The 21,036-nt window shown below is 34.9% G+C and carries 22 protein-coding genes; 5 read left to right on the top strand and 17 right to left on the bottom strand.

The features are described from left to right. A partial coding sequence (locus NHE85_RS11670) for a T9SS type B sorting domain-containing protein (RefSeq protein WP_252812202.1) occupies window positions 1–1,042 on the top strand: 1,042 nt, incomplete at its 5' end. 141 nt (window positions 1,043–1,183) lie between these two features. Here the strand turns inward: NHE85_RS11670 and NHE85_RS11675 are convergent. Next, window positions 1,184–2,377 (bottom strand): pyridoxal phosphate-dependent aminotransferase, encoded by a 1,194-nt coding sequence (locus NHE85_RS11675; RefSeq protein ID WP_252812203.1) that lies wholly within the window; start codon window positions 2,375–2,377, stop codon window positions 1,184–1,186. A 161-nt stretch (window positions 2,378–2,538) separates the two neighbouring features. Beyond that, entirely contained in the window at window positions 2,539–2,967 is a 429-nt protein-coding gene (locus NHE85_RS11680) for a DUF1573 domain-containing protein (protein ID WP_252812204.1), read from the bottom strand. 158 nt (window positions 2,968–3,125) lie between these two features. Between NHE85_RS11680 and NHE85_RS11685 the strand changes: the two genes are divergently transcribed. After that, window positions 3,126–5,756, top strand: a complete 2,631-nt coding sequence (locus NHE85_RS11685) for a valine--tRNA ligase (protein ID WP_252812205.1) — start codon at window positions 3,126–3,128, stop codon at window positions 5,754–5,756. A gap of 54 nt (window positions 5,757–5,810) precedes the next feature. On the opposite strand, the gene NHE85_RS11690 is transcribed toward NHE85_RS11685, so the two are convergent. The 8 genes from NHE85_RS11690 to rsfS form a co-directional block, all read right to left on the bottom strand. Further along, window positions 5,811–6,887 carry a hypothetical protein gene (locus NHE85_RS11690; RefSeq protein ID WP_252812206.1) on the bottom strand — a complete coding sequence of 359 codons (1,077 nt, stop codon included), beginning with the start codon at window positions 6,885–6,887 and terminating at the stop codon, window positions 5,811–5,813. Window positions 6,888–7,071: 184 nt separating this feature from the next. Then, window positions 7,072–7,848, bottom strand: a complete 777-nt coding sequence (locus NHE85_RS11695) for a superoxide dismutase (protein WP_374676563.1) — start codon at window positions 7,846–7,848, stop codon at window positions 7,072–7,074. Window positions 7,849–7,862: 14 nt separating this feature from the next. After that, window positions 7,863–8,126 (bottom strand): acyl-CoA-binding protein, encoded by a 264-nt coding sequence (locus tag NHE85_RS11700; RefSeq protein ID WP_252812207.1) that lies wholly within the window; start codon window positions 8,124–8,126, stop codon window positions 7,863–7,865. Next, a complete protein-coding gene (locus tag NHE85_RS11705) occupies window positions 8,126–8,779 on the bottom strand; it encodes a phosphatidylserine decarboxylase family protein (protein ID WP_252812208.1) in 654 nt (217 codons plus the stop codon). Before NHE85_RS11705 ends, NHE85_RS11700 begins: the two co-directional genes overlap by 1 nt. Continuing rightward, window positions 8,769–9,593, bottom strand: a complete 825-nt coding sequence (locus tag NHE85_RS11710; protein WP_252812209.1) for a phosphatidate cytidylyltransferase — start codon at window positions 9,591–9,593, stop codon at window positions 8,769–8,771. The genes NHE85_RS11705 and NHE85_RS11710 overlap by 11 nt, the downstream gene beginning before the upstream one ends. 1 nt (window position 9,594) lies before the next feature. After that, the gene (locus NHE85_RS11715; RefSeq protein WP_252812210.1) at window positions 9,595–10,197 is read right to left on the bottom strand and encodes a lactate utilization protein B/C; all 603 of its coding nucleotides are present in this window, start codon (window positions 10,195–10,197) and stop codon (window positions 9,595–9,597) included. A 104-nt stretch (window positions 10,198–10,301) separates the two neighbouring features. After that, window positions 10,302–12,227: an ATP-dependent zinc metalloprotease FtsH gene (gene ftsH / locus NHE85_RS11720; protein WP_252812211.1), complete on the bottom strand. Its 1,926-nt coding sequence runs from the start codon at window positions 12,225–12,227 to the stop codon at window positions 10,302–10,304. 12 nt (window positions 12,228–12,239) lie between these two features. Next, a complete protein-coding gene (rsfS, locus tag NHE85_RS11725) occupies window positions 12,240–12,611 on the bottom strand; it encodes a ribosome silencing factor (protein WP_252812212.1) in 372 nt (123 codons plus the stop codon). A gap of 98 nt (window positions 12,612–12,709) precedes the next feature. Here rsfS and NHE85_RS11730 point away from each other — a divergent pair, with 98 nt between their 5' ends. Then, window positions 12,710–13,438, top strand: coding sequence for a biotin--[acetyl-CoA-carboxylase] ligase (locus tag NHE85_RS11730; protein WP_252812213.1), 729 nt, complete (start codon window positions 12,710–12,712; stop codon window positions 13,436–13,438). Window positions 13,439–13,445: 7 nt separating this feature from the next. Here NHE85_RS11730 and NHE85_RS11735 read toward each other — a convergent pair whose 3' ends face one another. From NHE85_RS11735 to pyrE, 5 genes are all read right to left on the bottom strand, one after another. Continuing rightward, window positions 13,446–14,153, bottom strand: a complete 708-nt coding sequence (locus NHE85_RS11735; RefSeq protein WP_252812214.1) for a DUF4241 domain-containing protein — start codon at window positions 14,151–14,153, stop codon at window positions 13,446–13,448. Between the two features lie 80 nt (window positions 14,154–14,233). Beyond that, complete coding sequence (locus NHE85_RS11740; RefSeq protein ID WP_252812215.1) at window positions 14,234–14,764, bottom strand: hypothetical protein; 531 nt, start codon at window positions 14,762–14,764, stop codon at window positions 14,234–14,236. A 78-nt stretch (window positions 14,765–14,842) separates the two neighbouring features. Continuing rightward, a complete protein-coding gene (locus tag NHE85_RS11745) occupies window positions 14,843–15,235 on the bottom strand; it encodes an SRPBCC family protein (protein WP_252812216.1) in 393 nt (130 codons plus the stop codon). Between the two features lie 45 nt (window positions 15,236–15,280). Then, window positions 15,281–15,751: a hypothetical protein gene (locus tag NHE85_RS11750; RefSeq protein WP_252812217.1), complete on the bottom strand. Its 471-nt coding sequence runs from the start codon at window positions 15,749–15,751 to the stop codon at window positions 15,281–15,283. Window positions 15,752–15,820: 69 nt separating this feature from the next. Continuing rightward, window positions 15,821–16,471: an orotate phosphoribosyltransferase gene (gene pyrE / locus NHE85_RS11755; protein WP_252812218.1), complete on the bottom strand. Its 651-nt coding sequence runs from the start codon at window positions 16,469–16,471 to the stop codon at window positions 15,821–15,823. Between the two features lie 7 nt (window positions 16,472–16,478). On the opposite strand from pyrE, the gene NHE85_RS11760 reads away from it, so the two are divergent. Next, window positions 16,479–17,081 carry an NUDIX hydrolase gene (locus tag NHE85_RS11760; RefSeq protein WP_252812219.1) on the top strand — a complete coding sequence of 201 codons (603 nt, stop codon included), beginning with the start codon at window positions 16,479–16,481 and terminating at the stop codon, window positions 17,079–17,081. Between the two features lie 80 nt (window positions 17,082–17,161). Here the strand turns inward: NHE85_RS11760 and NHE85_RS11765 are convergent, their stop codons facing one another. Beyond that, complete coding sequence (locus tag NHE85_RS11765) at window positions 17,162–18,109, bottom strand: T9SS type A sorting domain-containing protein (RefSeq protein ID WP_252812220.1); 948 nt, start codon at window positions 18,107–18,109, stop codon at window positions 17,162–17,164. A 282-nt stretch (window positions 18,110–18,391) separates the two neighbouring features. On the opposite strand from NHE85_RS11765, the gene NHE85_RS11770 reads away from it, so the two are divergent. Further along, window positions 18,392–19,219, top strand: a complete 828-nt coding sequence (locus NHE85_RS11770; RefSeq protein WP_252812221.1) for a T9SS type A sorting domain-containing protein — start codon at window positions 18,392–18,394, stop codon at window positions 19,217–19,219. Window positions 19,220–19,303: 84 nt separating this feature from the next. Here NHE85_RS11770 and NHE85_RS11775 read toward each other — a convergent pair whose 3' ends face one another. Continuing rightward, window positions 19,304–21,034 carry a M14 family metallopeptidase gene (locus NHE85_RS11775; RefSeq protein WP_252812222.1) on the bottom strand — a complete coding sequence of 577 codons (1,731 nt, stop codon included), beginning with the start codon at window positions 21,032–21,034 and terminating at the stop codon, window positions 19,304–19,306. Window positions 21,035–21,036 lie beyond the last annotated feature (2 nt).

The raw sequence follows: 21,036 nt of genomic DNA on the forward strand, positions 1-21,036 counted from the left end.
TGACGGTATCATCAGCACCTGGGACCTTACGGTTGTAGAAGGTGAGGTACTGGGCACGCAGGACCCTGCAGGCTATGAGGTAACGTATTACACCAGCCTGGAAGATGCAGAGAACTATGAAAATGCCATAGCCACCCCTGAGGCCTATACCAATACTATAGCCGATGACCAGACCATCTGGGTAAGGGTAACCAATACCGCTACACTAAGCAAATGCCATGATATCACTACCTTCACCCTGCATGTAGAGCGCCTTGCAGAACCTGTGATCACAGGGGAGAACGGCAGCAATACGGTATGTGTCGATGTAGACGGTACCACAGACGGCCTGCTGCTTGACAGCGGTGTAGCCCCTGCAGGGCACAGCTACCGCTGGTTCTTAGACGGAGTGGAGCTTACCGACGCCGATCCGTCCTCAGGTACTTACCTTGCCGTATCGGAAGGTGATTATACGGTAGAGGTAACCGGGCCGCTTCCCAATGCGTGTGTATCTGACCTTTCAGCAGTATTTACAGTGATCAAGTCGGGAATGGCAAGTCCTGTAGGAGCAGGTTATTATGTAACCAACTACTTCAGCGACAACCAGGTGATCACCATCACAGTGGAAGGGAACGGAGAGTATGTGTACCAGCTTGATGAAGGCCCTACACAGACCAGCCCTGTATTTACCAATGTATCTCCAGGCCCTCACATGGTAAGGGTATATGATGTGAAGACCGAGTTCAGCTGCGGAGTACTTCCGATAGAAGGTGTTAGTGTTGTAGACTATCCTAACTTCTTTACCCCTAACGGTGACGGCTTCCACGATACGTGGAACATCATCGGGCTTCAGAACACAGGATCTGTAATTTACATCTTTGACCGCTATGGCAAGCTTATCAAACAGATCAGCCCTGACCTTGAGAGCGATGGATGGGACGGTACCTTCAACGGTACACCGCTTCCTGCCGATGACTACTGGTTCAGTGTAACCTATCCTGAGTTTGATGGCACCACAACGGTAACAAGGGAGTTTAAAGCGCATTTCTCACTTAAAAGATAAGAAGTGAATCCATAATAAAGAAACCGGGCAGCCAATCAGGCTGCCCGGTTTTTTTTATGTTATAACTTTATCATATAGAATAACTTGTATGCTACAAAAAAAAGCCTCACAAGGTGAGGCTTTATATGGATATTAAAAAAATTACCTGGCTTTATATTTTTCTATAGCATCAGCCAATATTTCTACTGAACGTATAAGGTCTTCTTTTTTCAGTACATAAGCAATTCTAATTTCATCCAAACCTACATTTGGAGTTGAATAGAACCCTGCAGCGGGAGCAACCATAACCGTTTCTCCGTTTAAATCATATGATTCAAGCAGCCATTGTGCAAAATTATCAGCATTGTCAACCGGTAGCTTAGCAATACAGTAAAAAGCTCCTTTAGGGGTTGCTACTTTTACACCTTCTATTTTATTAAGTTCGGAAATAAGTGTATCTCTTCGCTCTTTATATTCACCAATTACTTCATCAAAATAACTCATAGGAGTTTCCAGAGCAGCCTCGCTGGCAATCTGGGCAAAAGTAGGAGGGCTAAGGCGAGCCTGGGCAAATTTCATTGCAGTAGCCATTACGTCTTTGTTTTTAGAAACAATGCATCCGATTCTTGCTCCGCACATACTGTAACGTTTAGATACTGAATCGATCATAATAGCATTTTCTTCAATACCTTCAACATTCATTACCGAATAATGCTTATCACCATCATAAGTAAATTCGCGGTAAACTTCATCGGCAATAAGAAAAAGATCATGTTTTTTTACTAATTGTGCTAATTGCTGAATTTCTTCCTGAGTATAAAGATATCCTGTGGGATTGCCCGGATTACAGATAAGTATAGCTTTTGTTTTTGGTGTAATAAGCTTTTCAAAATCAGCAATAGGAGGAAGTGCAAAACCTTCATCTATAGTTGATATTACGGGTACTACTTTCACGCCCGAAGCTACAGAAAATCCATTGTAGTTAGCATAAAATGGTTCAGGAATTATAATTTCATCACCTGCATCCATAGTGCTTCCTAAAGCAAAAAGCAAAGCTTCAGAGCCTCCGGTTGTTATTATAATATCCTGTGTATTTACATTAACGCCATGGTTTGTATAATAAGCAGCCAGTTTTGTCCTGTAGCTTTCAAAGCCTGCAGAGTGGCTATATTCTAATATTTTAATAGAATTGTTTTTTATAGCTTCCAGCGCCACTTCAGGAGTTTTAATATCCGGTTGTCCAATATTCAGGTGATATACTTTATGGCCTTTCTTTTTTGCCATTTCGGCATAAGGAACCAGTTTCCTGATGGGAGATTCAGGCATTTGCCTGCCTTTATTAGATACTTGAGGCATTGTATTTTAGATTTTATAATGAATGGCGCAAATTTGCGACTTTTTTTAGATATTTAATAATTTTATAATAAGCAAATTTACTGTTGTAACAGTAAATGAAACTTCTTAAAAACGAAAAAGCCCTGCATTGCAGAGCTGTATTGATTATTATTTTCGGAAGTTTACTGGTTTGGAAGACTTTTTTTCTTTTCCAGGATATTGACTTCCTCTGTTTTTACTACTTCTCCTTTTAATTTTAAGGCTACAACACCATCAGGATAATTAACAGCATTTGATTGAACGGTTATTGTTTTTCTTATAGGGCCGGGACTCATATTATATTTAACCTCTATTACACCTGTTTTTCCCGGAGCTATAGGCTCTTTTGGCCATGAAGGCACTGTACATCCACATGTTGATTTTACATTTTTTATAATTAAAGGAGCATCACCTGTATTTTTAAATTCAAATGACCTTTTACCACTATCATCATTCTTGTTGGTTGTACCATAGTCTACAGTATCAGTTTTCAATTCCATTTTTGCACCTGATTGGGAATGTGATACTGTGGTTATAAAGATAAGTGTAATAAGGAGTAAAATTTTTTTCATGGTAGTAGTGTTTGGATTAAGTAAAAATACAGACTTTAAATTAAAGTGCAAATATTGACATATGTTTTTTTAAAATTGTACTTATATGGTTACTTTTGCTTACATTTTAAAAACATACACCAATATTTTTGGAGTAATTATATATAGCACACTAAATTATGACGATTCCATCGCAATTTGACGCCAAAACAGCAGAAAGTAAATGGTACGATTACTGGATGAAAAACAATTATTTTCATTCTGAACCTGACCACAGAACACCTTATACTATTGTAATACCTCCACCTAATGTAACAGGTGTGCTGCATATGGGACATATGCTTAATAATACTATTCAGGATGTGTTAATAAGAAGAGCACGTCTTAAAGGGTATAATGCATGCTGGGTGCCGGGTACTGATCACGCATCTATTGCTACCGAAGCTAAGGTTGTTGCTAAACTTAGAGCAGAGGGTATTAATAAGAATGATCTTACGCGCGAGGAATTCTTAAAGCATGCATGGGAATGGACCGACAAATATGGAGGTGTTATACTTGATCAGCTTAAAAAGCTTGGAGCTTCCTGCGACTGGGACAGGACCAAATTTACAATGGATCCTGATATGTCGGCATCGGTTATAAAATCGTTTGTAGATTTATATAATAAAGGGCTTATATATCGCGGTTACCGTATGGTAAACTGGGATCCGGAAGCGAAGACAACACTTTCTGACGAAGAAGTTATCTACGAAGAAAGACAAGGTAAGCTTTATCATTTAAAATATCAGATTGAAGGTTCTCAGGATTTTATAGTAGTTGCAACAACTCGTCCTGAAACTATACTTGGCGATACTGCAATATGTATTAATCCTAATGATGAACGTTATATACATCTAAAAGGGAAAAAAGCTATTGTACCAATTGCAAACCGTATTATACCAATTATTTTTGATGAATATGTTGATATGGAGTTTGGTACAGGCTGTCTTAAAGTGACTCCTGCACACGATGTAAATGATAAGGAACTTGGTGAAAGACATAATCTTGAAATTATAGATATCTTTAATGAAGATGCAACTTTAAATAGTTTCGGACTTCATTACGCAGGTAAAGACCGTTTTGTGGTAAGAGATGAAATTGCTAGGGAGCTTGAATCGATTGGAAATCTTGAAAAAATAGAGAACCATATTAATAAAGTTGGTACTTCGGAAAGAACTAAGGCGGTAATTGAGCCAAGACTTTCTGACCAATGGTTCCTTAAAATGGAAGAACTAGCTAAACCTGCTATTAAAGCTGTATTAGAAACAGAAGAAGTAAAGCTTTATCCTAACCGTTTTAATAATACATACCGTCACTGGATGGAAAATATCCGCGACTGGAATATATCACGTCAGCTATGGTGGGGGCAGCAGATTCCTGCTTATTATTATGGTGAAGGCAAGGAAGATTTTGTAGTTGCTGAGACTGCGGAAGATGCTTTATCTCTGGCTAAAACAAAAACAGGAAACCAGAATCTTACAGATGCCGATTTGAAACAGGATCCTGATGCATTGGACACATGGTTTTCATCATGGTTATGGCCTATGGCTGTTTTTGGAGGAATACTTGATTCTGAAAATGAAGATTTTAAATATTATTACCCTACAAATGATCTTGTTACAGGGCCTGATATTCTTTTCTTCTGGGTAGCAAGAATGATTATTGCAGGTTACGAATATGCAGGAGAGAAACCATTTACTAATGTTTACCTTACTGGACTTGTAAGGGATAGTCAGCGACGTAAGATGTCTAAACAATTAGGTAATTCTCCTGATCCTTTAGATCTTATTGAAAAATTTGGAGCCGATGGAGTACGTGTCGGTTTGCTTTTAAGTGCTTCTGCAGGTAATGATATATTATTTGATGAAGAACTTTGTAATCAGGGCAAAGCATTTACAAATAAAATATGGAATGCTTTCCGACTTATAAAAGGATGGGAGGTAGCGGATATTGAACAGCCTGATTATGCTAAGAAGGCGGTAAACTGGTATGAAGCAAAACTAAATAAGACCTTAACTGAAATTGAAGACCATTTTGAGAAATACAGAATATCTGATGCTCTAATGGCTATTTATAAGCTTGTTTGGGATGATTTTTGCTCATGGTTTCTTGAAATGATCAAACCCGGCTACCAACAGCCTATTGACAGAGCTACATTTAACAGTGCTATTGAAATGCTGGAAAATAACCTTAAGTTACTGCATCCTTTTATGCCTTTCCTTACCGAGGAAATATGGCATCATATTGCAGAAAGAAGCAAGGAAGAAGCGCTTATTGTATCTGAATGGCCTGTAATAAAACAGGCTGATGAAAGACTTATAGGCGGATTTGAGATGGCTTCTGAAGTTATTGCAGGTATACGTACTATAAGAAAAGAGAAAAATATCCCTCAAAAAGATGCTATAGAACTTAGGATTATAAATAATGAGGTGATTTCGGATGAATATGATAGTGTAATTGCCAAACTTGGCAATATATCCTCTCTTGAATATACAGCAGAAAAGATTTCGGGGGCACTTACGTTCAGAGTACGTTCTAACGAATATTTTGTACCGGTTACCGGAAACGTAAATGTTGAGGAAGAAATTGCTAAACTTACTGATGAACTTAACTACAACCGCGGATTCCTTAAATCAGTTCAGGCAAAGCTGTCTAATGAAAAATTTGTAGGCAGCGCTCCTGAAAAAGTAGTAGCAATGGAAAGGCAGAAAGAAGCAGATACACTTGCTAAAATCGCCACTATTGAACAAAGCCTTGAAAGCCTGAAATAAATTTTCATGTTATAAATACCAAAAAAGGCTGCCATATGGCAGCCTTTTTTGGTATTAGTCATAATAGGTAATTTGTCTTTCTTCAATAAACTGAGGGACATTTTTAATTTTTATCGTCTTCTTTATCCAGTTTCCATTTGAATCATAGTCATAAGCATATTCCCGCTTGTCTACTTCTTTTCCGGAATTATCATTAACAATAATAGATGTTGTGTTATTTTTACTGTCATATGTATAATTGGCAATCATGAAAAGTTTGTCATTTTTAACTACTTCCCATTGAATTTTATTACCATTGTCATCATACTTATAGGTATTTAAAGTGTTTGAATTATCGTACTTCTCAAATATTGAATGTGTAATCATGTTTCCTTTAGCATCATAAGTAAATTCTTCAGAATAATCAGTTTCACCTTTTTCATTAACAGTGTGTTTCTTTACCAGATTTTCACCTTCGTATTTTGAGATAGTTTCATAGAGTTTTTTTGAAGCTTTATCGTAACGGGCTTCAGAAATTTTCCTGTTTTTTTTATCGTATTTATTTATGCCTTTATATTGTATATATTCTGTTCCAAGGTAAATATTCTCTTCATTTACATTTCCTTTGCTATCGTACAGGTAGGTTATTTTATCTGTAGGATTGTTTTGAGAATTATAAGTGATTTTCTCCGCTAATTTATTGCCCTGATATTTCATTTCAATACGGTCAATCTGCGTATTATCTGCATTACGTCTTGTTATAGAAGTATTATCTTTACCAGACTTGTCCCAGTCATACTCAATTTTAATACCTACTTTTCCATTAATATACTGAAGTTTCTGTTGTTTTTTATCTTTCCCTTTATAAGTAGTTTCTTCATAAGGTATATTATTAAGATAAAGTTTTTCAGAAATCAATTTGCCTTCCTCATCAAAAAGCATATCGTTATCATGGTTACTCATGTCTTCATACTGGTTTTTTTCTTTTTCTAGATTTTCATTTACATGCCATGATTTGGTAGATATATTTTTTACATTTCCTTCAATCTTATAAAATGCCCAGTCTGTTTTTGAGTGGTCTACAGCTTTTCTATCTTCTTTTTGGCAGGAAGCTAAAATAAATAAAAGGGAGAGGGGGTATAAGTATTTCATTGGTCAATATTAAGTTTATAGTTTAGTTTTATGCTTCAAATGTGGCTCTTTTTTTTGAAAGAAACAAGCCTTAAAATTGCTTATTATTTTAATAACTGCATTCTATTATTCAATGGGGACTTCTAATATAGAGGCATAAAAAAAATCCGCCTTTTGGCGGATTTTCAATCATTCTATATTGCTATTACATGGCAGCAAGTGCAGCATCATATTTTTTACCAACAGCATCCCAGTTAATAACATTAAAGAATGCTGTGATATAATCAGGCCTTTTGTTTTGGTAATTTAAATAATAAGCATGTTCCCATACATCAAGGGCTAATACTGGCTTACCTTTAACTATAGCATTTGGCATTAAAGGGTTATCCTGGTTTGGTGTGCTGGTAACAACTAGTTTACCCGAACCATCTAATACTAACCATGCCCAGCCTGAACCAAATTGAGTAGCGGCAGCCTCACTAAATTGTGTTTTAAATGCATCAAAAGAGCCAAAATCTTTATTTATAGCTTCTGCTAAAGCACCTTTTGGTGCACCTCCTGCATTAGGCCCCATAACTTCCCAAAAGAAAGTGTGATTATAAAAACCACCTCCATTATTTCTTACAGCTTTATTTTCCATATCAAGGGTACGGAAAATTTCTTCAATGGTCTTATTTTCAAGGTCAGTTCCTTTAATAGCCTTGTTTAAGTTGTCAATATATTTTTTATAATGCTTAGAGTAATGAATTTCCATAGTTTTAGCATCAATGTAAGGAGCAAGAGCATCATATGCATATCCTAATTTCGCTACCTGAAATGGACCTTCTTCAGCTTTTACATCATCAGGATTGCCCATAGGTGCAGCCTCTTCTTTTTGAGGTTCAGGTACAGCTACAACTTCTTCAAGGTTGTTTTTGTCTTTACAGGATTGAAGTGATGCCATTATTACAAAAGCGGAAAGCAAAATCTTTACTTTTTTCATAATTGATTAGTTTTTTATTTGATTAAAGAATTTATCGTTTCTATATATAATTTTTTTGCTTCGTCAGCAGTTAAATGTCTCACCTGCATCCAGGCATTCATTTTAAAAGCATTGCGAAGATCAAAATTCTGATAATGATTCCTATAAGCAATTCCCTGTGTGGCTTGTTTATAATAAGCATAAATTCTCAGCATGACATCCTGCGGAAGCGATTCTGTCATATTTGAGGCTTTTTCATAAGCTTCATTAAACAGGGTATCTAAATCTTTTTCCTGCATTAAGCTTTTGTTGCAATTATTGTTTTACCGCCAATAGCTTTTTCTCCCAGTTTTACATTTACTTCAGTACCTAAAGGTAAAAATAAATCTACCCTCGAACCAAATTTTATAAATCCTGCATCAGTACCCTGTATTACCTGCATACCTTCCTGCGCATAATTTACAATTCTTCTTGCCAAAGCACCGGCAATCTGTCTGTATAATATTTCTCCAAAAAGCACATTTTCAATAACAACAGTTGTACGCTCATTTTCTTCACTTGCTTTTGGATGCCAGGCTACAAGGTATTTTCCGGGATGGTATTTACTGAACTTTACGAGTCCGTTTACAGCATAACGTGTTACGTGTACATTAATTGGAGACATAAAAATAGATACCTGAAGGCGTTTATCCTTAAAATATTCAGGCTCATATACTTCTTCTATTACAACAACCTTTCCGTCTACCGGTGCTATAATATTATGGTCGGTTGCCTGAACTATACGTTTTGGATTTCTGAAAAACTGCAGTATCAGTACCAGAAAAGCCAGTGCAACCAGCTGTACAATAATTTTAAGCGTTGCGCTCGGTATAAAATTGTCTGCAAGCAATGCTATTGTTACTGTTACAAATAGCGCAATAAAAATGATTTTAGCTCCTTCTTTATGAAACATAAGTTAAAATTTGGTAATACAAAAATAGAAAAGGTATTGCAAATATAATACTATCCAGCCTGTCAAGTATGCCTCCATGTCCCGGCATTATGTTTCCGCTGTCTTTTACACCTGCTTTTCTTTTAAGCTGCGATTCTACCAAATCGCCCAGCGTGCCAAAGATTACAAGTATTATAGCGGCTCCCATCCATATATATGCTGAATGGAATACAGGTGTTAAAAATATATCGAAAAGACTGATTATGTAAGCCCCAAGTATAGTAAAGATCATTCCCCCTAAAAAGCCTTCTATTGTTTTTTTTGGAGAAATGCGCTCTAATAATTTATGTTTACCCATAGTTTTGCCGACTATATAGGCAAAGGTATCATTTGTCCATATAAGAATAAAGCTGCCTATTATTATATAAGGTGTATAAGTGCCCTGTATTAAAAAAGGTAATCTGATGATAAGAAGAAAGGGAAGGATTACATAGCCTGTTAGCCTTGCAAGCTTTGCAGTCTTATCCTTAGGTATAGGGCCTTTATAAAAAAGTTCCTCCAGTAACATAAAAGCAATAAAAAGGGCACCTATATTTAGTAAAAGATTAGTGTAGAGTGTAGTATCTATTAAAAGGCAGAATATTACAAGTCCTGCGACTCCCATTATTAATGGAACCATTTTATTAAGGTTTGCTAATTTGCAGAATTCAGTAATGGCGATAAGCATAAAAATGCCGAACAGCAGTACAAAACTAATAGGGGAGAACAGGGTTGCGCCTAAAAGGAGTAGGATATAAACAACTCCCGAAAGCGTCCTGACAATACTTTCATTCATACTACAGATCTTCTAAAAGAAGCAGGTAAAGATTTTTTGCAGAACTGCCGTAGTGCAGGAAATCTTCTTCTTTTACTTTTTCAAAATATTTAATTGTGGTAATATTGGTAGGATAATCACGATCATATTTTTTTTTGATCTCCCTTAAACCATCACTTTTATTGCCTAAAATCTGGCTTGTTGTGGCAAAAATAACAATGTTTGCCGGCAGCTCATTTGGTTTATTTTGTTTGATTTGATTGGATGAGAATAAAACTGAACCTTCATCGGCAATAAGGTTTTCGCAGGATGCCAAAAGGAATTTTGGATTTGGAGATTTTGTATATGTAAGTTTATTTTCTTCTAATAAGCCATAAAGTTTAGGCTCAAGGCACATTGCCTCACACTCAAACCAGTCATTTTCTTCAAGAACATTTAAAAACTGCTCATGAACTTCATTCATATTGTCGCAGTAGATAAATTTACCTCCGTTTTTTCGGAAATTAAGCATAAAAAGTTCGTCGACAGGGAGTTGCTTTTCCGGAAGGAAAGGACTCGTTTCCGAGTTTTTTTCTTCGTTAGAAACATCGTTTACTGCGCCAAAAATTTTCTTGAAAAGACTCATATCTTACATTACCTTATTTCTCCTGATATGCTCAAAGATAAAAAAATCTTAATTCAATTTAAGTATTGAATTAAGATTTTTATAAATATTGACAATTTTTTTGTCTAAGCCTCTGTAATTACTTCAAAATCTGGTTTGTCAAATAATCTTTTGCCAAATATATCTTCAAGATCATCTTTAAAAATAACTTCTTTTTCAATAAGTATATCGGCTAATTTTATTAGTTTATCTCTGTTATCTTCCAGCAATTGTATAGCCCTTCGGTATTGTTCTTCAATAAGAGCAGAAATTTCCTGGTCAATCAATTTTGCTGTATCCTCAGAGTACGGTTTAGAGAAGTTGTATTCGCTTTGTCCTGAAGAATCATAATAAGTAATGTTACCAAGCTTATCATTAAGTCCGTAAACAGTAACCATAGCGCGTGCCTGTTTGGTAACTTTTTCAAGGTCGCTTAATGCTCCGGTAGAAATCCTGTTAAAAATTACTTTTTCAGCAGCACGGCCACCCATGGTAGCACACATTTCATCAAGCATCTGGTCAGGCCTTACAATAAGCCTTTCTTCCGGTAAATACCAAGCGGCACCAAGGCTTTGGCCTCGGGGCACTATAGTAACTTTTACAAGAGGGGCAGCATGTTCAAGCATCCAGCTTACTGTAGCATGGCCTGCTTCATGTATAGCAATCGCTCTTTTTTCTTCAGGAGAAACAATTTTATTTTTCTTTTCAAGACCACCTACTATACGGTCTACCGCATCCAGAAAGTCTTGTTTGTCTACCATTTTCTTGTCTTTCCTGGCAGCTACAAGGGCAGCTTCATTACAAACATTTGCTATATCTGCTCCCGAGAAGCCAGGTGTTTGTTTAGCCAGGAACTCTGTGTCAAGATCTTCAGATTTTTTTAACGGTTTCAAATGCACTTCAAAAATCTCTCTTCTTTCACGAATATCCGGTAAATCAACATAGATCTGTCTGTCAAAACGGCCTGCACGCATAAGTGCTTTATCAAGCACGTCGGCACGGTTGGTCGCAGCCAGTACAATTACGTTAGTATTAGTTCCAAAACCATCCATTTCCGTAAGCAGCTGGTTAAGGGTGTTTTCACGTTCATCATTAGAACCGGAAAAGTTGTTTTTTCCACGGGCACGTCCTACAGCGTCAATCTCGTCAATAAATATAATAGCCGGAGATTTTTCTTTTGCCTGTTTAAAAAGGTCTCTAACCCTCGATGCACCTACACCAACAAACATCTCAACAAAATCAGAGCCTGACAGTGAGAAGAAAGGCACTTTGGCTTCACCTGCTACAGCTTTAGCTAAAAGTGTCTTACCTGTTCCGGGAGGCCCTACAAGAAGAGCTCCTTTTGGTATTTTACCACCAATATTTGTATATTTTTCCGGATTTCTAAGGAATTCTACAATTTCCTGAATTTCTTCTTTTGCACCTTCAAGGCCGGCAACATCTTTAAATGTTACTTTTATATCATTCTTTTCATCAAATAGTTTGGCTTTAGATTTACCGATATTAAATATCTGGCCACCGCCACCGCCTGCACCGCCACCGGACATTCTTCGCATCATAAAAATCCAAAGAGCCACAATAACAAGTATTGGTAATAGTGTAAATAACAGTTCGCCCCAAATTCCATCCGGTTGAGGGTCGTAATCGTTTAGTTTACCTTGTTCACGGGCTTCATAAAGCCTTTTTTGAAAGTCTTCTGTATTGCCGGTTTGAAAAGAGTAATGAGGCCCTTTATTTGGTTTACCTAAAAAATCTTCTCTTACCTTTTCATTTTCAGGAAGTTTTAAAGCTTCCTTTTTAAGATAGACTTCTGCGTTAGTTTTATTATATGTGACTTTATCTATTTGTCCTTTATCGAGATATTCGTAAAACTTAGATAGAGATATAGACTTAGGGTCTTTCCAGTTGGAGTCTCCTGACAGCCAGCTTATTGCTAAAAACATTAATAGAATGCTACCATAAATTAGCCATGGGCTAAATTTAAGCTTCGATGGTTTATTATCTTTTGACATGAAATTCGATTATTAATAGTTGTTTCCTATTGATGTAATGCGGGCATCTCCCCAAAGGCTTTCAATATTGTAGTATTCACGTATGTGTTTCTGGAAAACATGTACTACAATGTTTACATAATCCATCAGAACCCATTCGCCGTTTTCTGTGCCTTCAACATGCCATGGCTTATCTTTTAATGATTTGGAAACTGTTTTTTGAATAGAATGAACAATAGCGTTCACCTGAGTGTTTGAGGTACCGTTACAAATAACGAAATAATCACAAACTGTATTGTCTATAGCCCTAAGGTCCAGAATGTCAATATCATTCCCTTTTACTTCTTCAATACCTTTGATGATATTAGCTAACAGATCATCATTACTTATATTTTTTTTAGCCATTTAAAATTATATGTTTTCGCAAAGTTATCATTTTTGTATTTACTTTTGAAGCTTCTACGCAGATTACTTGCATTTAAAAGTTACTTAAAGTTGTTTTAATGAATATTATCAAACTCAGTGCCATTAACTCTACTAACGACTATCTTAAAGAATTATGTGCATCACAATACGTTGAAAACTTTACTGTTGTAGTAGCAGAACATCAAACAGCAGGGCGTGGGCAAATGGGAGCAAAGTGGGAAACAGAGTCAGGTAAAAACCTTACTTTTAGCATATTGATTAAAGATTTATTACTGGGTATCAATGAAATTTTCAGCCTTAATGCTGCTGTTGCTCTCAGTATTGCTGAAGCTGTGAAAACTTTTAAGATCAATGACGTTTATATAAAATGGCCTAACGACATTTTGGCAGGCAATAAAAAAATTGCTGGCATACTTATAGAAAATAGTATTAAAAATAATGGGGAAATTTTTTCTATAGTAGGTATAGGGGTTAACATAAACCAAAAAAACTTTGAAGGGCTTGCTAAAGCCTCGTCTTTATCTGTACTGTCAGGCATAGAATATGACAAAGATATTGTTATGCATACTATTGTTAAAAATCTACGGTTAAACGTGTCGGCAATTATGAATAAGAATACCGTTAATATATGGAAGAAATATATTGATATGCTCTATAAAAAAAACGTTCCCATGCCTTTTGAAAAAGATGGGAATCGCTTTATGGGTATTATAAAGGGAGTTTCAAAAAATGGAACTCTTATGGTAATGCTTGAAAATGATACTGTAGCCGAATATGGAATTAAAGAAGTACAGCTACTTTATTAAGTAAAGATTAATCTTCTTGATCAAATTCTTCTTCACCTTCAGGGTCAAAATCATTTATTAAAAAGTCTATCACAAGTTCTATTGTGTCACCTTCTTCATTTAAGCCCCAATATGCCGGATAATAGCCATCACCCCAACCTGAGGCAAACATTATAACATTATTATCGGAATCTGAATCAGGATGATGATCATTCCAGTCGCCTAATTCTCTTGAAAAGTTATTTTTACCCGAATATTCTCTAAATTCTTCAGACAGTACATCATCATAATAATTCGATTCCGGATTTTTTTCCTGCAATTCGTCCATTTTTGCTGTGAACCTGGTATTTGTTTCTTCATCAAGAAAACATGCAAGCCCCGATTCTACAGGGAAGCCATAAAACTCATCTTCTCCAAGATCATTAAGCTCCTCACGTGTAATATCATCTGTAATCGCCAATATCCATTTTGATGCTTCTTCAGGCCTGAATTTAATTTTTGCGTAGGCAATCCTGTGATGGAGAGGATCAATTTCTGACATATAAATGAAAACAGGATATTTGTCTGGCTCAACAGTACGTGCAAAAGGACGTTGTTCTAAAGAAAAAAAAGGATCGGCAACAATAATTTTTCCGGTAGGTAGAGTAAGGTCGCCAATATGTATTTCTACAAGTTCCTGTGAATTCATTTCATCCTCAAGGTCATAGTGCAGTTCAAAGTCATTTATATCTTTCATGGTTTGTTGTTTTAAGGTTTAAAATTAGTGAAACCTTTATGGAGTGAGGGCGTTTTATAAAATCTTTAACGGCTAAATTTTTATTCTGGTTTTTTATCTTCTTCAAATATAGGATCTGATGGTATTGGTATATCAAGTTCATCGGACAGATTTGGTAAAAGCATCTTCATGCTGTAAAGATTATTTCCACCTGTATCTAAAAAATACCAGTTGTTACCATTGTCAGTAGATATTGCAATTAGAGTTGTAGTAGTTGTGAGTTTTCCTCCGGTTACCTGCATTTCTATCATTTCAGGGAAAGTGCATTGGAGCTCATTTTCAATAGTGATAATTTTATCCGGGGCACCAAATTTTATAGATAAAAAAGTTACCCCTTCATTTTCAAGAGATTCGATTTCTTTTTTAGTATCTGCAATCATTTTTGCCTCACCACCCATAGTTTTTACGACTTTTGGATGGCTGTATTTTAAAAAGCCCGAATAATCTTTTGCAATAAATTTTTTCCCCATATCATCAGCCTGCTCAAGAAGTTTGGTTGTAAGATTATTGTTTTGGGAAAAAGTATTTCCTGCTGTTAGAAGGAATATAAACAGAATTATATAAGTTTTCATTTTGACGCCATTAGAGTATAAAAATATAAAAAAAGCCTTTTAGTAGTACTAAAAGGCTAAGTTTGGCACAAACTGATATTACAGTTTGTGTATATTGTTTGCAAGAGTTTCTATAAATTTGGTAATAGGCCCTTTAATCATCATTGCCATCATAGCATTAAATTCACCTTCAAAAAAAAGCTGAACTTCACTTGAAGTGCCTGTTATTGCATTGATGTTTCCTGTAAGGGTAAATGGCAGTTTATCACTTGCAGCACCCAAAACAACCTTGCCGGGAGCAACTTTGTCTTTTAGTTTCAGTTTTATTTCCGGCATACCTTTAAGAGCAAAAATGAAAGATTCCTCTCCGGTTACTTCAAATTTCGCAATATTGTCGGGCATCAGTTTCTCAAAGCTTCTTACATCAATCAGCTGGTCGAAAATATATTGTGCCGGTTTTTGTACGGTTACTTTAGGACTTTCTAAATTCATTATTTATAGATTTATATCTCTGCTAAAGATAGTATCTTTTGATTTTTATTTTTTACCAAAAAGTTTTTCGATCTGTTTTTTTGTAAACATGTTTGAGGTGCCTTTATGCAGGCTCTCATTTTTTCCTTCTATAGATGAAAATGAAACTAACGTCATGCCGAAGCTTTTTACAAAGTTTATCCAAACAAAATTGGATTCAAGTTCTAATTTTATAGACTTTTTTTCCTTTTCTTTAAGACCGTCTATTATGGTTGTATATAAGGTTTCAAAATCATTTCCCGTATCTTTAAACATAAAATGCTCATATTGTTTTAAAGTTTTATATTCAGTATCAAGATATTTAAAAATGTAAACATTTGTTTCTTCATCCTTGTAGCAAACCATATGCATTGGTTGTCCTAAAGGAGAAATTGTTCCAATTTCGGTAAGAGAACTTTCTTCTTCCTGTACCTGTTTAATTTGAGCGTTAGAAACTACAGCTGTTAACAGCAGTAAAAACAGAATGATTTTTTTCATTGTGGTGGTTGTTAAAATTGGTTAATTATTATGGATTATTTGTTAAGTGTTTATGGCGTATAATATGTATTAAACAACCTCCTGTCCCCAGGTTGAAGGGCTTTTACTCCATTCAATAAGGGTTTCCTGTTCTTTTTCAGTAATATAGTTTTTAGATACAGCAAGTTCTAAAAGAGTTTTATAATTTCCTAATGTATGTAATGTTACATTAGCTTCTTTAAAGTTTTCTACGGATATATCAAAGCCATATGTAAATATGGCTACCATGCCTTTTACATTTGCCCCAGCCGCTTTAAGTGCTTCTACAGCAAGAAGGCTGCTTTTTCCTGTACTTATCAGATCTTCAACAACAACAACATTTTGTCCCTTTTGCAGAAAACCTTCCACCTGATTCTGACGGCCATGCTTTTTAGCCTCAGGACGTACATATACAAATGGCAGTCCCATATATTCTGCAACAAGCATGCCTATACCTATAGCACCGGTAGCCACACCTGCAATTACATCTGGTTTGCCAAATTCTTTTTCTATATGCTTTGCAAATTCCTCACGTATGTAATTTCTTATTGGTGGGAATGAGAGCGTTATCCTATTATCACAATATATAGGCGATTTCCATCCTGAAGCCCATGTAAAAGGATTTTTAGGATTTAATTTAATTGCGTTTATTTGTAAAAGCAATTCGGCTGTTTTTTTGGCGGTGTCTATATTGAAAATCATATTGCAAATGTATAAAGTTTTTGTAAACGATAAACCACTTTTTTTGACTAATACTGTTGAAAAAGAAACTGATTTCAGAATGTTTTTACTGGAAAGCGTTGATATTGAACAGTTAATAGTAAATATGTTTAATAATAAAATTCAAAAAGCTTTTCTTTACCATCCTGATGAAAAAGAAACATTAAAAAAATTAAAAGAAAAAATCCCGGTGGCTAAAGCCGGGGGAGGACTCGTTTATAACAAAAGAGGGGAAGTTCTTTTTATTTTCAGGAATGGTAAATGGGACCTTCCTAAAGGAGGTATAGAGAAAAATGAAGACATTGAAGACACAGCTATAAGGGAAGTAGAAGAAGAAACAGGTGTAAAAGGACTTAAAATTACTCAGAAATTGCAAAAAACATATCATGTTTTTAAGCGTAACGGTACTTACAGGCTTAAAGTAACACATTGGTATGAAATGAAAACCGATTATAGTGGTAAACTTTCAGGACAGCTTGAAGAAGGTATTGAAAAAGTAGCATGGCTAAACCCTGAACAAATTAAAGAGGTACTTACAAACTCTTACGAGAACATAAAATTACTTTTTGAAACAGTAGAGCTGGATAAATAGTGATTTAATCTGCTTTAAAAACCAATAGCCTGTTAAGTATTTACAGTTACTTAACAGGCTATTTTAGAATTTTAAGTCAATTAATTTTTAATCAATTTATAATTCAGTATCTGATTTTCAATTTGGAGTTTTACAATGTAAATTCCATTTTGTAAATCGGAAATGTTTATCTTATTATCGATTGTTTGCTTTACTAAAGCACCAGTAACCGAATAAAATGAAATATCTTTTAAAACCTTTCCCGAGTTGTTTTCTATATTAAGAATACCAGATGATGGATTAGGATAAAGTGAAATAGGATTTTTCATTAGATTATCAGGGATTGATGCTGTTGCATCTGTTTTAAAACGCCACCCTTCACCAGTTGTTACTTCCCATGCGCCGGTGTTACGTCCTTCAGGGCTATAAGCTATTGTTCCTGTGGCGTCTATAATTCCAACTACTGTATTTCCATTATTCCAGTCGAGGCATAAATCTTTTTTTGTTATCTGAATATCTATATAATTAAGTGTTTCATGCAAAATTATCTGAAATGAACTTGATGCACCAAACTGACTACAATAATACTGTGGCATATCATTAAAAGCAATTACAAATTGCCTGTAGGGCGCTTCACCCAAAACAGTCGAGGTACGGCTTGCCTGAGAACCTGTTGCAACAGAATTCATATCATGATAACATCCCAGTATTACATTTTTAACAGGAAAATCAACATTGGGTATAGTATTGCTGAACTGCCAGGTAGAAAATGTATTAGCCAGTTCTGTATTAAAACTTATAAATCCGTTGCCGGATATTACAAATTGGTTATAGGTTTGTCCAAAAAAGGTAAAGTCAAAAGGTATTTCAATTATATCTGAATAATAATCATCAAAAGTACCCTCAATAGGTACTGTTGTCTCATATATCTGATATGGTATTGACTCTACAACATAGTTAATTTGAGCATAACCCTGACCCTGACCTGAAAGCAAAATTGCCAGCAATACTATTGCAGACTGCATTTTTTTTAAGTAAGTAAATTTCATAGTTTAATAAGTTTAGTTTGAATAAATTTACTTAAAAATCTTACATATTGTGCATTTTATTTAAAACATTCTTGATTTTTTTCTATATATAATATTGTAATATTATTAAAAATAAAGTTATTTTAATATTTGCATATTATTGAATTTGTTTTTTTAATTATTGTTATTCGATTTCTATTTTTATTATTTTTTTTGTAAAAATCATATGTTTTTTTTTAAATATTTTAAGTAATCATATAACTATTTCATTTTTATTTTTACCAAAACTAAAATCTTAATAATATGAGAAAAAAATTACTTATTGGTGCCTTTATACTGGCAACTTTCTTTACATCTAACGCACAACAAAAAATTTCACAAAACAATGATGAAACTACTGTAGAATCAGGAGGGAATCTTGGATGTCCTACAGCACCCAATGTTTACAGTAGAAGTTTTGTGCTTTCAGATTTTGATATTACTGAAGATTGGAACGTTACAGAAGTAGAATTTGGTTTGCAGGATTATATTACAGCAGGTTCTCCTTTAACAATAACTTTATCAACAACTTCACAGGCTTATCCTGGCGGATATCCTGGTTCATTAACGCAACTTGCAACTATTACAGTAAGTTACACCGAAGCTGGTGAAACATTAAATGTACTTAAGCAAGTTCCAATTACGGCTGTTGTACCTGCAGGTTCTGAATTGGTAGTTGAAATTTCGGGTGATTTTTTTATAGGAGGTAATACTGCTGGCGCTTCAGGCCCTTCTTATCTTATGGCTGTAGGCTGTGGAGCTACTACTCCTACAGATGTTACCGAGCTTGGAGATTTTGGTGATGTTAACTTTGTTATTAATGTAACAGGTAGCTCTGAAACTGCCGGTATTAAGTCGAATTTAGTAGATAAAGTAACGTTATTTCCTAACCCAACTAACGGTATTGTAACTATTAAAGCTCCTGGTACAATAAATATTGCCGGTGCTACTATAACAGATGTTGCCGGAAAAGTTTCTAACGCTGATCTAAACGGTAATACCGTTAATATGACAAACTATGCAGCAGGAGTATATTTTCTAAATATTTCTACTGATTCAGGGAAAATAACTAAAAAGATAGTTAAGCAATAAATTGCTGAAGAAGATAGTTTTTATTTTTTAGCCGGACGATATATCTTATCGGTCGGTTTTTTATTAATACAAAGGGGAGTAAATTTACTTTACTATTCTGTAAATGGGATATTCCATATGTGATTGTTCATAATATACAGAATTACGATAAATCCAGTCTAATTGTGCATCTGCATCATCTGCAAACGGTTTGTTCTCTTGTTTTTTCTTTTCGAAGGCTGCTTTAAGGTTTTTATCATTTTTTAATAGATTAGCAGCGGTGTCTTCAAAAACATAATTAGAGAAATATTCTTTTTGCTGGAGTATAGGATCAAAAAAGTTCCAGTTAAAATACGAGTCTATAGCTTGAGGTTCTAAAGTTTCCAATAGATATTTAACACCTGGCTGTTGTGTGTTTATTACAAAATCGCCTTCATGAAAAGCAATTTTTTTGCTGCTGATTTCAATATTTATGTTATGATGAGGGTAATGTCCTTCATAAGGCTGTTTACTTGTTTTATAGTCTTTTATACGATAGCTTTCCACTTCAATTTCAATATCTTTAGCTAAAGGTTCCATTTCTATATTGTTGATTTTTAATAACTCTATTACATTCCACCATGATTTCGGAACAATATAGGCTTTCGGTATCGTTACTTGTAAAGTTGAAAGATAACTTTGATAGTAAGGAACCATTTTATTGAAGGGTTTACTGCGGTCATAATATAATCTTTGTTTGCCGGTTACTTCACTGGTTTTGTAATCGCCGTTATAACCTAAGAAGGGCAGGGGAGTAACCTGTGTAGAATCTATTTTCCATTGAAGCGTGTAATGCTTACCTGGGATATAATTTTCTAAGTTGGCAGAACGTAAAAGCTTAATTCTATTATAATTTTGATCAATAAATTTTATTGATTCGGCGATATATTCATAAGTGACTTTTACTCTGGAGCTATATTCTTTTAGCATATGTGTTTCGGGCATACATCCCAATACATTAAACATAGACGCATATCCTGTAGAATATCTTGGATAGTCCATAAATTGGGTAAAACCTGCTGTGTCAGGTTTTGTGTCATGCACGTTTACATAAGGAGTAGCTTCTATTCCTTTTTCTTTTAAAGAAGCCAATATTTCCGGCATCATTTCTTCTTTAAAATAAGAACCAAGTTCACCTCCGAGCTTTTGATGATGGGTTGCAATATAAGTTAAAGTGTATTGATAATCTGCCCCATTACTCACATGATTGTCAATAAAAACATCGGGATTTACAAGATGAAAAATCTGTGCAAAACTTTTAGCATTTTTAGTGTCACTTTTCACAAAGTCCCTATTTAGGTCATAATTACGGGCATTACCTCTAAAACCATAGCTTTCAGGGCCATTTTGGTTCGTTCTTGTGTGAGAATTTCTGTTTAAGGCACCACCAATATTATATATAGGAATATTTACAATTACAGTATTTTGCGGTGCTTTTAATTTTCCGGTTGCAAGATCTCTGTAAAGCATCATAGTGGCATCAATCCCATCAGGTTCTCCGGGATGAATACCGTTGTTTAATAATAGTACAGCTTTATTTTTTTTAATTTGCTTAAAATCAAAATTTTTATGGGGATTGTATATAACAATATGTAAAGGTTCTCCACTATCTGTAAGTCCCATTTCAACCATCTGGATGCTTTCAAAATCTTTATCCAGAAGCTTGAAAAAAGCTATAGTTTCAGCATAAGTAGCTGTCTGGTTTCCGTTTCCTTTTTCGTATGGAGTTTGATACATTACTTTTTTTTGTGCAAATATGATACTACTAAAAAGCAGTAATGGTAAAATTTTCTTCATAC

Source organism: Flavobacterium sp. NRK1, assembly GCF_024054175.1.
Lineage (GTDB): Bacteria > Bacteroidota > Bacteroidia > Flavobacteriales > Flavobacteriaceae > Flavobacterium.